Raw genomic sequence first — 14,160 nt, 5'->3', positions numbered from 1 at the left:
GCTTTATTATCCGTTGTACTTATCTGGATACAGCAGCGTGTTACTAGACTGGACGGTGACTCGATCACTTGAAGGCGCACAATTCCTGCAGTGAGCATACGTAACAATGCCTTATAAATTTGAGGCACGGACTTCAGAGCCCTTATTTGCTGTCAAACGAATCGTTTTCAATTCCAACGGATCGAGTAGACGTTATTCCACAACAGATGGGGCACATGAACGACGGGCACGGCATTTAACATCTCTCCGGTCCGTTACAATTCAGAAAGGTAGGAATCGGGTCAAATAACGGCAGCTCTGTCCGTTACGTCGCCGTTTCCCGCTGATTACGGAGTATTCCCTCCCAATGCTGCAAGCGGATGAGCATGCGGAATCCCTTGGCTGGAGCCACTTCCCTTGTTTTATAATTCGCCATATGTCAAAAAGGGGCGGCTGTCCCATACGGGGATCAGCCGGTGAGACAGTCCCAAAACATATGCAAAACCGCCTCCAGCACTACTATATAAGTAGGGGCGGAAGCGGCATTTCACATGCAAATTCATATCAGACCGGGGGTGAAACTCCAAAATGACCTTTAGTAAAGCCCCTTTTTGCAAGCGCAGCCGGCCCGCAGCGGTTTTATCGATTGCCGGAAACTTCCCCGTTTAACGGCAGCCAGGCCAGCACATCCTGGATTTTCCGGTCCCAATAGCCCCATTCATGCGTACCTGGACCTTCTTCATAGGTGAAATCCAGGCTCGTTTGGCGGCACGCGTCACGGAAAAGCACATTATCCGCATACAGAAAATCCTCCGTCCCGCAGCATTGGTACAGCTTGGGCTTGGGCCCCTCGCTCGACTCGCATTGCTGCAGCAGCCAGAACAGATCATTAGGCGTACCCGCCACACTGTCCTCGCCGAAGGTAAGCGTATAATCCCGCAGTCTTTGCGGCTCCTCCGGCACTCGGGCCCGGTTCACCCCGCCGGACAAGCTCGCCGCTGCGGCAAACCGGTCCGGCTGCGACAACGCCCATTTCATCGCCCCGTAACCGCCCATTGACAGCCCGGCGACAAAATTGTCCTCGCGCGCATCCGACAGCGGAAAAAACGAGCGGCAAATTTGTGGCAGCTCCTCGCTCAAAAACGTCCAATACCGGTTGCCGTAAGCCATATCGGTATACGAGCTGCGGTGAACCTGCGGCATGACGACGGCAAGACCGAGCGGAGCGACATACCGTTCGATCGAAGTGCGGCGCAGCCAGATCGTATCGTCATCCGACATGCCATGAAGCAAATACAGCGTCTGATGACGCTCCTGCTTTTGGACATTTTGCATCCCGATTTGCGCCCGCGTCTGCTGCGGCAAAATAACGGTCATCGAGGTGCTCAGCTGCAGCGATTCGGAAAAAAAATGACATTGGATCAGTGCCAAATTGGAATTCTCCTCTCCTGAAAATACGATGAATAAATTGCCGCTTGCGAGGCGGATCATTTAACGAAACGCTGCTGTTGTCTCCCGATTTTCTTGAAATGAACCCGTTCCAGCTGTTGAAATCCAAAGACTCAGGCGAACGCAAGCTTCTCCGAACGCAACAACGCAATTAAAAAACTAGCCCTGAAGCCATTCTCCAAGCCCTTATCCTCCTGATGTCCATTATATATGACCGTTCTTTATTAATCAGCACATGTTGTCCAAAAATGGAAACATAAACCATGCAGTCCCGCTAATTTGACTTATATGTTCAGTCCGCCGGAAATCGCCAGCTCGGAGCCGGTTACCTGATTCGATTCGTCGGACAGTAAATAAATAACGCCGTATGCCATATCCTCCGCCGTTTGCATGCGTCCGCTCGGCACGTTTGTTTTGGCGCGTTCTTGCAGCTCCTCAAGCGTCGCGCCCATGCTTTCGTGCAGCTCGATTTCGCCCTCGGAGGCGACCCAGCCGACCGTCACCCAGTTGGAGCGGATTTGCTGCCTGGCGTAGTGGGCGGCGATATGCCGGCTCAGCGTCCGCAGCGCCCCTTTGGAGCAGGCGTATGCCGCCAGATTGGGCGAGCCCTTGTAGCCATGGGTGGAGCCCATATGGACGATCGAGCCGCCACCGTTCTGCTGCATCGCTTCAATCGCATATTTGCAGCAAAAAAACGGCGCCTTCATATTCACCGCAAAGATCGACTCGTACATATCTTCCGATGTATCGAGTATCGTTCCGCGCGGAAATATCCCCGCGTTATTGACCAGACCGTCCAGCCGTCCGAACCGCTGTACCGTCTCCCCGACCAAACGCCGGCAGGCCGTTTCCCGGCTGATGTCCCCCTGCACGAACAGCGCCTCCGCACCGTATCGGCTTTCCAGCTCGTCTACAACCCGACGGCCGTCCGCCTCATTGCGTCCGCTGATGGCGACTTTCGCCCCTTCGGCGGCGGCCATGTACGCGATCCCTTTGCCGATCCCCTTCGTACCTCCCGTAATAATGACCGCCTTATCCTTCAATCGGCTGCTCATGTCATCTTCTCCTTCCGCTGTTTATCGCTGCGTTAATGATCCGGATTACCCGCGTCTCCGAGCGATGCCTCATAAAGCTGTCCGGGGCCGGCACTCGCCTGCCCGACGAATCGGCCCGGCTCCGGTCCGCCGGCCGCTACTTCCAGCAAACGATCGTTTCCCCCGTCAAGTAATCGGATAGCGGGCCGCACAGGAACATGACGATCTTGGACATATCCTCCGGCTCGGCAATCCGCTGCAGGCGCGATTTGTCGTCCTCCGCCTGCACCGTCCGCGTAGCCAGAAAGCGGGCCGTGTACGTCGGCGCCGGGGAAATGCAGTTGACGTTGACGTCATAGGGCCGCAGCTGCTCCGCCAAACTGCGGGTATAATGCGCGATCCCGGCTTTCGCCGCCGCGTAGATGATTCCACCGCGCACCGGTATATGTCCTGCTATCGAGCCTACGTTGACGATTTTGCCGGTCCGGCGGTCGCGCATGTGGCTTCCTGCAAATTTGCAGGCGTACATGGTGGTGAGCAAATTGCGCTCGACCACCGAACGGATATCGTCCGCGCCGATGTCCAGCGCGTCGTTCGGATCCGGACGCGGCGTGTTTTTCCCGATATCGCCCCCCGCATTGTTTACCAATATATCGATCGAGCCCAACCGCTCGATTGCCTGCTTTATGAGGGCTTCAGCCTGTGCGGGCTCGCTCAGGTCCGCTGCGATAAACTCCGCCTTCACTCCCAGCCGAGCCATTTCCGCCGCCACGTCATGGCCCGATTCGGCTTCGTTAAACTCCTGGGCGGACTTGTCGCTTACATCGTGGATGATGACATTCGCACCCCGTTTGGCCAAATCCAGCGCATACTGCTTGCCCAATCCCCGGCTGGAGCCGGTTACGATCGCATTTTTCCCCGCTAATTCAAGTGCTGTCATTCATATCACCTCATGTATTTTTATGATAGACAGAAGGGGCCGCTTCCGAGAAGCAGTGAGGCCCCCGCTGCCGGTCTGTTGGACACGATAAAGTCAGGATACCCTGGTGCGGCGGATTAAGGAGGTCATGTAAGCCAGCCCGGTTTCCAGCTGGTCTCTTTCATAAGCCGCGATAGCTTCCGGCGGCTCGCCTTTTTCATACGGCGTCCGCCAATCACCCTGTTCCTTCACATGATCCTGAATAAAACGCATCAGGCGTGTCAATTGGCTGGCCGATCTGCCCGGATATTCGGTCCAGTAGTCTTCTTCCAGCACCCGCACATGACGGGCTTCCAGCGCGCCGTGCTCCAGCGATAAAGTAACGTCGGGCTGCGCTTCGGACAGGATGCGGATAAGCTCGGCAAACGGCACAACCCCTTGCCCCATCGGGCAGCGGACAAGCCGGTAGCCTTCCTCCGAGCCATACACCCAATAATCTTTCAAATGCACATTTTTCACGAACGGCGCGACGCGCCGGAAAAAGCTGACCGGCTCCTCGGCCGTAGCGAGCGGATTGCCCGTATCCAGCGTAATCCCGAACCGGTCCGAGCCGATCCGGTCGCACAGCCACAGAAGCTCCTCCGAGGCCAGGTCCTGATGGTTTTCGACCGCCAGATTGACCCCCGTCCGCTCCGCCGTCTCGACAGCCGCCTGGAAGCCGGTTAATATATCGTGTAAAAACGGCTGCCATGTGCCGGCCATATGTCTGCGGTCGCCGCCGAATTTGGCGCCGCCGACGACGGTCCGGACCGTTACGGCGCCGACCCGCTCCCCGAGCTCCAGCGCTTCCTTCAAATGAGCGGCATCAAATCCGCCGGAAGCGATGTTAATAAACATTCCTTTATCCTGCGCATATGCCGCCACCGTATCGGGATCATGCTCCCTCAAAATACGGTCCGGAATTTCAATCCCTTCCAGTCCTCTTACTGCAGCCATATCGATTAATTCCTTCGGCGTAATCGGCTGCCTGCCCGACTGCGGATGAATTCCCATATCGAATACCGTACCGTATACCGTCAAACCCCATTTCATGCGCCAGTCCTCCCCATCCAAATGGATTAGCTTGGAGATTATCGATGAACGGCAGGAGCAGCCTTAATTCCCGTTCATCGATAAACTCAGCTTGTTTACTATCCTCTTACTATCTTATTGATTCAACTTGTTAAAAAATACCTCGTCGGTTTTTTTCAAGAAGGCGTCGATATCCCCGGAGGCGAATAGCCCTTGCGTCGCTTTGGAGAAATCGTCGCCGATTCCGGCCGGATACAGGCGGGAGATCGACGGGAATGTTTTGCCCGCTTCGATCATGGCGTTCAAATCCTTGATTTCCGCAATGTTGTTTTTAACCCCTTGGACAGCGGAAGGATACTGCGTCTCGTCCACATAATATTGAACCATATCCGGCGCTGCGAGAAAGTCCACGAATTTTTTCGCTTCCTTCGCGTTTTTTCCGTCCTTCGGCAGCCCTATGGCCGTATCCACGAAGGCGCCGATTTTCGTAGCCTCGGCTTTGTCCGCGGGCATTGGAAACATCGAGAACTTGATGTTCGGGTTCGCCTTTTTCATCGGCTGGATCGACCAGATTCCCTGGAAATACATCGCCGATTTGCCAAGCGCGAATTCGCGGACGGCGTCGTCCATATCGGTGCCCAGCGAGTCTTTTTGACCGTATTTTCTCATTTCAAGCAGCTTTTGAGCGTATTTCCGCATATCGGGATTATCCATAATATGCTTCTTCCCTTTCATCACATCGACGATAAACGTTTCCGCGTCCGGCACATCAAGGCTGAGCTTATAGTTGATCTCCTGACCGAGGATGCCGACATTTTTGTCCGGAAACAGAAACGGAAGCTTGCCTGCGCTCTTGATTTTCTCGGCAGTCTGGATCAGCTCCGCGTACGTCTTCGGAATTTCCAGCTTCAGCTCGTTGAACACATCGAGATTGTAATAAACGCCCCACGTTCCGATCGCAATCGGCACCAAATAGTTTTTGCCATTGATTTTCGTTTCCTCGACGAATTTAGGAATAACGTTTTTCAGCAGCGGGTCGCCCGTCAAATCGGCCACAAATCCGTCGGTCGCCGCTTTAATAAATAACGGAGACGTCGTATAATGGGTAAATATGGGCGGCGTGTCCTGCGTAGACAACCGCATATTGAAGACATTCTGGGCGTTCGGCACGTTATTTTGCTCGATATGGATGCCCGGATTTTTTTCTTCGAATTTTTTGATCATGTTGTTGACGGTTTCGACGACTTCCTTTTTCATTTGAAAATATTCAAGCTTGACGGTGCCGCCCGCGGCTTCGTTTTTCCCGCCGCCGGCCGGCTCGTCGCCTCCCGAACAGCCCGCTGTAACCCCCAGCGCACCGACAATCAGAACGGATGTCCATTGCTTCATTTTGTTCATGCGATCCACCACCATTTTTTTTTAAGTTTCATATTCACGCTTATTTCAAAGCCCCTTCGGTCAACCCGCTAATAATGTACCGCTGCATAAACGCGTACAGCGCAATGATCGGCAGCATCGACATAAAAAAGCCCGCAAAAGCCAAATTATAATCGATCGTATACTCGGTTTTAAAATTGTAAATAAACAAGGGCAGCGTCCAAAACTTTTGGCTCCGGTTCAGCAGCACGAGCGGCAGCATGAAATCGTTCCATATCCAGAGGCTGTTCAATATGAGAATCGTCGACGTGATCGGTATCATCAGCGGGAAGATGATGGTTGCAAACGTTTGCCAAACGCCGCAGCCGTCGATCCGCGAAGCTTCGTCCAGCTCCATCGGAATGTTTTTCAAAAAACCGACGCTTAAAAACATGCCCTGCGTAAACGACAGCGAGATGTACATGATGATGAGACCGGTGTGATTCAGCAGATGCAGGTTGGACATATGCTTGACGATCGGGAGCATGATAACCTGAAACGGCACGAAAATGCCCGATAAAATAAAGTAGAACAAAAAGATATAATACTTTTTCTTGAAATTGCGGGAAATCGCAAAGGAGACCATCGGAATCAGGAGAAGCATCAGCACGATGGAAACGACCGTAATATAAACGGAATTTCCTACATAGTTCCAATACTTCCCGGCGTGAATGACCTTCTCGAAGTTGCCCAGGTAAAAGCCGGAGGGCAGCGAGAACATGCTGCGGGCGGATTCGGCCGGCGTCTTCATCGCCACGACCACCGTAATATACATCGGAATCAGAATCGCGATCATGCCCACGGCCAATATCGCGTATTTGACCGTCTGGAGCGCAGGATGGGTTCTCATTGCTGACCCGCCTCCTTCCGGTTAAGCACCTTGATCTGAATGATTGAAATAATGCCTACCATCAGAAAAATATAAATCGACTCCGCCGTGCCATAGCCGAACTTCATCTCGTTCATCCCGTGCCGGTAAATCAGATAGCCGATCGATTCGGTCGCCTGTGCCGGCCCCCCGTCGGTCATCGCAACGATATAATCGAATACCGTCAGCGCCCCCTTGATCGCCAGCACCAGATTCACATTGAGCATCGGAATGAGGAAAGGCAGCGTAATCGAGAAAAACCGTTGAAAAGGCGATGCTCCGTCAATGGTAGCGGCCTCGTGCAAATCTTTGGGGACGCTCGACAACCCGGCCATAAATATGACCATCGGAATGGAAATGCCCTGCCATATGTTTGTCAAAATAATGCCGTACACAGCCGTATCCTTGTTCGCCAAAATGTTGCGCGACAGCAGCTCGATGCCCAGGCTTTCCCCGATTCTCGGCAGCACCGCATAAAACATTTGGTTGAATATGAGACCGACCGTGAGCAGGCTGAGCACCGCCGGGAAAAAGTACACCGATCGGATCAAGCCTCTCAGTTTTATATTGCTGCTCAGCAGCATGGCCAGAATCAACGCCAGCAGCAGCTTGACAATAACGTCGATCATCGTGTAGTACAGCGTAAATCGCAATGCATGGAGAAACCGTGTGTCTTTCATGATGTCGATATAATTTTTAATGCCGACGAACTTGTAAACCTTGGAAATCCCGTCCCAGTTCGTAAAGCTGTAAAAGAATCCGGAAATGGCGGGGTAAAAAAAGAAGGCTAAATACAACAACAGCGCCGGCAGTGTGAACATGAAATAAACGAGACCGCTTCTGCGCATCGACAGCCATTTTTTGCGCGCTGCGGCAGCGGCATTCGTTGCTTGAACGGCATCCACAGGCATCCTCCTCTCCAGTTCATGGACCGTCGACCGATCCGGTCGTCCCCGGAATGCGCAAGTATGCGCGCAAAGGCGGCGATCCGAATCGATCCGTAACGGTTCGTTTCGAACCGTTACGATTTAACCTTGGGCTTCACTTCCTCCAGCGCCTTCGCGTTTCCGTATACCGGCTTGGCCGAACGGGTCGGCGCCGACCAGCGGATTCCGTTGGCAATGACTTGCAAGATTTGCTTGTTATGGTAAGTAGGATAAGTTTCATGGCCGGGCCGGAAATAAAATATTTTCCCTCTCCCCCGGTGATACGTTACGCCGCTGCGGAACACTTCGCCCCCTTCGAACCAGCTGACGAAGACGATTTGGTCCGGGGCCGGAATATTAAAATGCTCGCCGTACGTTTCTTCCATCGGAAGCTCGATATATCTGTCGATCCCTTCGGCGATCGGATGCGCCGGATCAATCACCCACAGCCGCTCCTTCTCGTCCGCCTCGCGCCACAACAGCTGGCAGGTCGGCGTTCCGAGCAGCTTGTTAAATATTTTCGAGCAGTGAGCCGAGTGCAACACGATCAGTCCCATGCCGTCCAATACGCGCTGATATACCCGGTTCACGATTTCGTCCTGCACGTCTTTATGATGCTTATGGCCCCACCAGACGAGCACGTCGGTTTGTGCCAGCACCTCTTCGGTCAGCCCGTGCTCCGGCTCGTCGAGCGTTGCGGTCGCGATGTCGAACCCTGCGTCCGCCAACCCGTCTTTAATCGCATGATGAATGCCGTTCGGATACACCTGCGCAACCTTGGCATTTTCAACTTCATGGCGGTATTCGTTCCATATCGTAACTTTCAACCCGATCACTCCATTCCTGTATCATTTTCCAAGCCTATCCCTATTCATCGATAGCCTTACGGCCCGTTCGAACGAAACCGGATTGAAGGCTACAGCGTTACCCATGTTTTATTTTCAAATGACGTAATAATCGCGTCGATCGTCTTCTGGTTGATGTAACCGTCTTCAATTGTTGCCGACAAACCGTCTCCCATGCCGGTGACCAGCTCGTAAAAGCTTTGCATCTGATCGGCGTAAAATTCCTTCGGAACGTTGATTCTGTGATACTCGAGCGCTTTTCCGTAAACGGGCCCGATGCTTACGCGAAGCGTATCCTCCGCCTCCAGCTCATAGACGAGTCCGCCTTCGCTGCCGTACACTTCGACCCGCTGGTAGTTGCCGCGACTGAACGCCATTCTCGAAATTTGAAACGCGCCGTGAATATGGCCGTTGATTCGCGCCATATAGTGGCAGTAGTCGTCGACATCGACCTGCCCGAAGTCGTCGCTGCCGGGCAGCTTTCTTTGCTCCGTAATGACGCCAGCGTCACACGTAAGCTCGGTTATTTCCCCGACCAGAAAACGGGTAAGGTCGAGCATATGAGAGCCGAGATCACCCAATGCGCCCGATCCCGAGTGCTTTTTCGACAGCCGCCAAACAAGCGGTGCGTCCTTGAGCCCCCAGCTTTGCAAATATTGCCCGTAAATGTGGTTAATTTTGCCCAAATGCCCCTGCTCGATCAAAAACTTCGCATAACGCGCGGCCGCTTTATACCGGTAGGAGAAGGCAACCATGCTCTTCACCTTCCGCTCCAGCGCCAGATCGCGCAGCTCCCGCGCCTCCGCTTCATTCATCGCCACAGGCTTCTCCAGCAAAAACGGCTTGCCGTGCAAAATCGCCTCCTTCGCAATCTCATAATGGACGAAATTCGGCGTACAGATCGAGACGGCGTCAATATCCGGTCTGCTGAGCAGCTCCTTATAGTCCAGATGACGGTTCTCCGGCGCGACGCCGTACTGCTCTCCGCATTTTTGCAGCTGCGCCTCCTGCACATCGGAAATAGCGGCAAGCTCCAGGTTGTCCGATCTCAATATACCTTTAATATGCGTGTTCGAGATGCCGCCGGTCCCGATGACTCCCATTCTTAATACAGACATGCTCCGATACCTCCGCAGTTAGGATTGATAGCCGGCAGCCAATGATAGCGCTTACCGGCTTACATGCTTTATTGTAAACGAGTTGCATCCGGTCCAAAATAAATAAACTGACTTTCCGGCTATAACAAATCTGTGTTCCAAGCTTCTAGACTTCCTTCGCTTTAATCGATTTGCCCGGCGTCTCGCCAAAAAACTTTTTGTACATCTGGATAAAATAGGAGCAGTCGTTAAAGCCGACAGCGTCCGCGATTTCGGCAACGGCCAGACCGGGGCTCGTCTCCATCAGCTTTTTGGCGTTATACATCCGGACTTCGGTCACAAATTTGGAAAAACAGGTGCCGCTCTTCTTTTTAAACAGCCGGCTTAAATACGATGGGTCCGTAAAATACGTGTTTTTGGCCAAATCCTCCAGCACGATGTCATGGCGGTAATTGTGCATGACATACTGCCGGATATCCTCGACGACATCGACCTTCGGGCTGCTCTTCTCGAGCGCCTTCGATATCTCGGTCAAATGCCGTGTAATGTGGTCGGCGATTTGATCCGTGGAAAAAAAACGGTACAGGTCGATCCGCTCCCAATACGATTTGGTTTCTAGACTCCGGTCGTTGAACGTTTCAATGACCGAGTTCAGCACCGCGATCAGCTTGGAGCATGCATTGTTCAGCGCATAGATCGACGGTCCGAGCTCGACGATCAGCTCGAAAATTTTATTGACCGTCTCCTGCACGTCCTTCATTTGATTTTTCACAATTTTGGGGTAGAGCGGAACGATCATATCGTCCAGCAGCTCCAGGCTGTAGCGGCTGTTCTTCACCACTTCGCTGTACAGATGCACCTTGCCGCTGCCGCAAAGAAGCCGATGCAGCATCGCCGTCTTCGCTTCGATGAACGCCCGCTGCAGATTGGCCCCGTCCTGATGGACGCCGCCGATGCCGGCCGACAGCCGCTTGCCGGTCGATTCCGTATACGTGACGATCAGTTCGTTCAGCTGCTCCCTCAGCCTGGACAGCTTCCCGGCCGCAAGCGGCTCGTTCAAGGCCAGCCGGATGACCAGCATATTGGCATAATGGCGGTCGGGGATCGCGATCATATCCAGTCCGCATCGGGCGAGCGCTTCAGCCGCGACGGGCTGGAGCTGATTCGCGTCCGCGCATTCCGCCTGTACAACGGCGAAGACGTAGGAGTCGGGCTCATCCAGTCCCGATAGCTCGTGCTTGACCTCATCCGCTTCATACAGCAGAGCGGCCAGACGCTGCTCTCTCCCCTGAGCGGCCGCAGCCTGAAGCTTGCCGTCGATCGCATTCAACAGCTCGACGATTTCGTCCTTATCCGCCGGCTTGATCAAATATTGCTCCACTTTGTAGGCAATCGCCTTTTGCGCATATTTAAAGTCGTCGAAGCCGCTGATAATGACGTTGAACACCGCGGGATAGCTCTCGGCAATGTGCGCAGCGAGCTGAATGCCGTCCACCTTCGGCATGCAGATGTCGGAAAATACGACATGCGGCTGCGTCTTTTCCAGCAGCTCCAGCGCCTGCAGGCCATCCTCGGCTTCATATACGATCGTGTCCGGCTCCCAATCCTGAATCATTTGGGCCAGCGCTTTGCGGGCGTAGTATTCGTCATCAACCAAAAGTACGATCATTTCGTTCATCTCCTTTTTTAGATGATATAAACATTTCCACGCATGTGCCTTCATTCGGCTTGCTCGTTACTTTCAACCCGTAATGGGGGCCGTAAAAGTTCCGGATTCTCGCGGCCACATTGCGCAGCCCGAGATGATGCTTGGAATCGCTTTCATCTTTCTCGGCCGTCTGCACCAGCGACGTCTTCAGCGCTTCCAGCTTCGCTTCGTCGATGCCTACCCCGTCATCCTCGACACGAATGCGCAGGATATTCCCTTGCCTGCGCATGCCGATCAGGAGCGTGCCGTGGTCTCCCTTCGGCTCCAGTCCATGCTGGAAGCTGTTTTCGACGATCGGCTGCAGCAAAAACTTTAATATTTGGCAGTCGTACAGCTCTTCGTCGATATCGTACACGACCCGATGCTTATCCAAAAAACGGATTTGCTGTATCTTGAGATAATTGCCGATCTGCTCCAATTCACTGCGGACCGTCACGATATCTTTGCTCTTGACGTTATAGCGGTAAAGGTTCGACAAAGCTTTGGTCATAATCGAAATTTGCTGGACACGGTGCAGCTCCGCAATCGAATGAATGACATTCAGCGTGTTGTACAAAAAATGCGGGTTGATCTGCGCCTGCAGCATGTGAAGCTCCGCTCTCTTTTGCAGCTGCTGCGATCTCATCTCGACTTCCCGGCTCCGCTTCATCCGCATCAGCATCGCATTATAGCTATGCACCAATTGGCCGATTTCGTCGCGCCGGTGCTCCTCATCGATGACGAGATCCAGGTGGCCTGCATCGGCCAGCTTCATTTTCGTACGGAGCTTATGAATCGGTTTGAAAAAATGTTTGGAGAACACAACGGCCAATAACAGGGCAATGCCTAACGCCAGCGCGCAAATCAACACATAGATTTGGATGTTCTTATGAAAGGCGGCCGTGATGACTTCGGATGGAATGATCTGAACGATGATCCAATTCGTCAGCTTGTTGATTCTCGCTGTAAACAAATAGCTCTTGGAGCCGATCGTGATTCGCATCAATGAGTTCATCTGGTTTTTCTCGTCATGCAGCCGGGACAGGATACGTCCGATTTCTTCGTCCTGCAACAACGAGCCCCATGTCGTATACAGCAGCTTGCCGTCGGCAATCACGACCGTTCCCAGCTCCCTGTTCGTTTCCGCTACGCCGCCGAAGTTTTTTTCGATGGCTCTGTAATTGAGATCGACCTTGACGAAGCCTTCCTTATTCGTATCGTCGCGGTTAATATCGGATAAATACCGGACCAGGGAAACCCGTTTATTGTGGCCGCTTGGACCTTCCTCGACATAAACCATTGTCGTCCCGCGATACATATCATCGACAGCGATTCGGTTCCTGATCATTTTCGCATCCGTCGAATACGCCGCGTAGCTGCTGTACTGGCTGCCGTTCGTCCCCATGATCGTCACGCCCGTGATTTGCCCGTTCATCAGCACAACCTGATCCATCGCCTTCTGCATGCTACGGGCATCCTCCAACAGCTCTATCTTGTCCTGAACGTATCGTTTCTCCAAAATATTTTTCAAATTATTGTCGGTTAAATAAAAATACGAATTGCGCGCGGTGTTGGCAATAAACTCGTTCGTAATCGTGTCGGCCCTGCCGCTGAGCTGGTTCATAAATTCTTCATAATAACGTTTCGTATCATTATATGAGTTCAGTCCGAAAATGAACAGAGCGGATAATACCGGAATCAATGTAATCAAGCCGTAGGAGAGCAGCAGCTTGTTCTGAAATGAGATTGGAGGCATTCGTTTATCTTTGTTCCTTTTACTCAGCAAGTTGAACCATCCCCTGTCCGGGAAACTTTGAAGATCGCTTCAACAAAAGAATAGACGTGAACAATAAACGGGAAGAGCGAGGAGAAGGAATGAACGAAACAAGCCGAAAACCGATCCGGAACCGCTCGGAACTGAAGAAGGGCTGTCTCCTTTTCAGATTACCAAATTGCGGTCGCCGGGTCATATTATATTTCTGACTATTCGAGTATAAGAAAACCTCCATCGAGGCATTTCAACGATGAGCGACCGCGGTTCAGCGGAAGTTTTTCTTGTCATAAAGAAAGGTTCAGCTCCGCTGGAAATTCAGGCGTTGAATCAATCCGGGGCGATCAAGGTGTGTATCGTCTTATAAGCCTGCAAATGGTCGACAAATTGGGCTTCCGCCAAAGACGGGTCGCCGCTTCTCAGCACGTCGATCAGATGATAATGGGCCTGGGCCAAACGCTCGGTGGAAAACCGGTAGTTCGAAACCGCTATAAACCGCATCACCTTCATTTTCATTTGCTCCCACATCTGCTGCACGACATGATTGCCGCACAGCTCGTAAAAGCAACCGTGAAAATCATGATCGAGTTCGACAAGCCTTAATTTATTTTTATGCCGAATCGCATCTTCCATACACTGAACGATCCGGCCAAGCTCTTGAAAATGATTCTCCTCCAAATAGGGGAGCGAATGCTTGACCGCAAAGCCTTCCATCATTTCGCGAACCGCAACAATATCTACAATTTCTTTGGCGGTGATTTCCGAAACGACCGAGCCTTTATTCGGTTTGCCGAGGATCAGACCTTCCTGCTTCAAACGTTCCAGCGCTTCCCTGACCGGCGCTTGGCTGATTTGGAACGTATTGGCGATGTCCAGCACCAACAGTCGGCTTCCGGGAACCAATCTTCCTTCCATAATGGCAGCTTTAAGCGATTCATAGACTTGCGCGCTGATTGAATTCGGCAGCAAGGAGCTCGGAGCGGCGTTCATCGCGATCACATCATCCTTTACAAAGGTAGTTATCGATTATCGATAATTTATGGTATTAACATATCATAGATTGCTTGAAATGTACAAATGTTTATTGGAACAACAGCC

Annotated in this window: 12 protein-coding genes; all 12 read right to left on the bottom strand. The window is 52.5% G+C overall.

The features are described from left to right. Positions 1 to 618 precede the first annotated feature (618 nt). A complete protein-coding gene (locus E1757_RS18720; RefSeq protein WP_133230884.1) occupies positions 619 to 1,410 on the bottom strand; it encodes an alpha/beta hydrolase in 792 nt (263 codons plus the stop codon). A gap of 302 nt (positions 1,411 to 1,712) precedes the next feature. After that, positions 1,713 to 2,483, bottom strand: a complete 771-nt coding sequence (locus tag E1757_RS18715; protein WP_133230882.1) for an SDR family NAD(P)-dependent oxidoreductase — start codon at positions 2,481 to 2,483, stop codon at positions 1,713 to 1,715. A gap of 136 nt (positions 2,484 to 2,619) precedes the next feature. Then, complete coding sequence (locus E1757_RS18710) at positions 2,620 to 3,402, bottom strand: SDR family NAD(P)-dependent oxidoreductase (RefSeq protein WP_133230880.1); 783 nt, start codon at positions 3,400 to 3,402, stop codon at positions 2,620 to 2,622. Between the two features lie 93 nt (positions 3,403 to 3,495). Next, positions 3,496 to 4,473 carry a sugar phosphate isomerase/epimerase family protein gene (locus tag E1757_RS18705; protein WP_133230878.1) on the bottom strand — a complete coding sequence of 326 codons (978 nt, stop codon included), beginning with the start codon at positions 4,471 to 4,473 and terminating at the stop codon, positions 3,496 to 3,498. Positions 4,474 to 4,587: 114 nt separating this feature from the next. Beyond that, entirely contained in the window at positions 4,588 to 5,850 is a 1,263-nt protein-coding gene (locus tag E1757_RS18700; RefSeq protein WP_165972178.1) for an ABC transporter substrate-binding protein, read from the bottom strand. A 40-nt stretch (positions 5,851 to 5,890) separates the two neighbouring features. Beyond that, complete coding sequence (locus E1757_RS18695) at positions 5,891 to 6,718, bottom strand: carbohydrate ABC transporter permease (RefSeq protein ID WP_133230873.1); 828 nt, start codon at positions 6,716 to 6,718, stop codon at positions 5,891 to 5,893. Then, positions 6,715 to 7,641, bottom strand: a complete 927-nt coding sequence (locus E1757_RS18690; protein WP_246079284.1) for a carbohydrate ABC transporter permease — start codon at positions 7,639 to 7,641, stop codon at positions 6,715 to 6,717. The genes E1757_RS18695 and E1757_RS18690 overlap by 4 nt, the downstream gene beginning before the upstream one ends. Positions 7,642 to 7,757: 116 nt before the next feature. Beyond that, on the bottom strand, positions 7,758 to 8,489 hold the full coding sequence (locus E1757_RS18685) for a ThuA domain-containing protein (RefSeq protein WP_133230871.1): 732 nt from the start codon (positions 8,487 to 8,489) through the stop codon (positions 7,758 to 7,760). An 89-nt stretch (positions 8,490 to 8,578) separates the two neighbouring features. Then, positions 8,579 to 9,625 carry a Gfo/Idh/MocA family protein gene (locus E1757_RS18680; RefSeq protein ID WP_133230868.1) on the bottom strand — a complete coding sequence of 349 codons (1,047 nt, stop codon included), beginning with the start codon at positions 9,623 to 9,625 and terminating at the stop codon, positions 8,579 to 8,581. Between the two features lie 145 nt (positions 9,626 to 9,770). Further along, complete coding sequence (locus E1757_RS18675; protein ID WP_165972177.1) at positions 9,771 to 11,273, bottom strand: response regulator; 1,503 nt, start codon at positions 11,271 to 11,273, stop codon at positions 9,771 to 9,773. Beyond that, complete coding sequence (locus tag E1757_RS18670) at positions 11,254 to 13,077, bottom strand: sensor histidine kinase (RefSeq protein ID WP_133230863.1); 1,824 nt, start codon at positions 13,075 to 13,077, stop codon at positions 11,254 to 11,256. The genes E1757_RS18675 and E1757_RS18670 overlap by 20 nt, the downstream gene beginning before the upstream one ends. Positions 13,078 to 13,392: 315 nt before the next feature. After that, entirely contained in the window at positions 13,393 to 14,052 is a 660-nt protein-coding gene (locus tag E1757_RS18665; protein WP_133230861.1) for a GntR family transcriptional regulator, read from the bottom strand. Positions 14,053 to 14,160 lie beyond the last annotated feature (108 nt).

Origin of the sequence: Paenibacillus piri, assembly GCF_004354045.1 — a bacterium.
In the GTDB taxonomy this organism is placed as follows: domain Bacteria; phylum Bacillota; class Bacilli; order Paenibacillales; family NBRC-103111; genus Paenibacillus_S; species Paenibacillus_S piri.
This window is presented reverse-complemented; position numbering and strand designations above follow the sequence as displayed.